Source organism: Oleiphilus sp. HI0123, from assembly GCF_001635315.1.
Genome location: NZ_LWGE01000048.1, coordinates 1 through 1077, shown reverse-complemented (window position 1 = coordinate 1077; position 1077 = coordinate 1). Strand labels below are relative to the sequence as shown.

Here is a 1077-nt window from a genome sequence, read left to right as displayed (position 1 = left end):
TAAGCATACTCAGCACCAGGATGACTGTGCTAGAGCTGAACGAAGTGCACATGTAGGTCCCAGAAATAGAGTCTTCAGCAGTTTGATCTTTAAAATGAGCTTGGGCCTTGTTCTGTTTATCGCAGCAGTTGTAGCCGCCAGCTATTTTGTGACTCAGACAAAAGGCAAGCAGGTCATTTCCGAGCAGGCTGAAAAGCTAAATCGAGAGATTGGCCAGAATATTGTTTTAAAGCTGCAACAACGCCTTGTTGCGACTGAGACATTGACCACGACTTTAGCAAAACTCGGTGTCTCGCTTTCCAAAGATGTTGCTACATTTAAAGATTTATTGCCAAAGGTTATTGATCAAGCGGGAATGTCAAAGCTTGTTGCCGGTGGTGGTGTTTGGCCCGAACCCAATCAGTTCAAAGAAGGCGTGGAACGTCGGTCCTTTTTTTGGGGGAGAAATGAGCAAGGTGTCTTAGAGTATTTCGACGATTACAACGACCCCAAAGGGAATGGCTACCACAACGAAGAATGGTATGTTCCTGCCCGTTATTTAAAACACGGGCGTGCTTACTGGTCAAAGTCTTATATGGACCCTTATTCATTAGAACCGATGGTAACTTGTACGGTGCCAATGTTCGAGAATGGCGTTTTCAAGGGTGTCGCAACAATCGATCTAAGGTTAACTGGCTTGTCTGAGTTTATGTCTGAGCAGGCAAAATTAATTGGGGGCTATGCTTTTGCCTTAGATCGAAATAATCGCTTACTGTCATTCCCAGTCGAAGTTAATAAGCAAGCTCAGTTCCTAGACCTCAAAGGCTTCGTCAAACATGAATATCCGACTATGTCAGACATTTCAGCAACTAACTCCGGTTTCCAGCAAATAGAAAGTTACCTTAAAACGGTAAGTACTTCGCTCAGTAATGGGGCAGGTGATGATAAATTCAGTGCTGAAGTTAAACGCTTAGCAGAGGTGCTGGCTGAAGAATCTTATCAGGTTGAAGTTGAAGAAGGCTCTACGATAGCCGCTTTCTTGTTAGGTTTGCGGTTTGAAGCCTCAACAAATAAACCACTAATCTTGAAAGATGACCC

General features: G+C 43.9%; 1 protein-coding gene. It reads left to right on the top strand.

Annotated features, from left to right (window positions below; genetic code table 11):
• Positions 1–94: 94 nt before the first annotated feature.
• Positions 95–1077, top strand: a 983-nt coding sequence (locus A3761_RS00590) for a cache domain-containing protein (RefSeq protein WP_197472674.1), incomplete at its 3' end; no start/stop codon positions are given.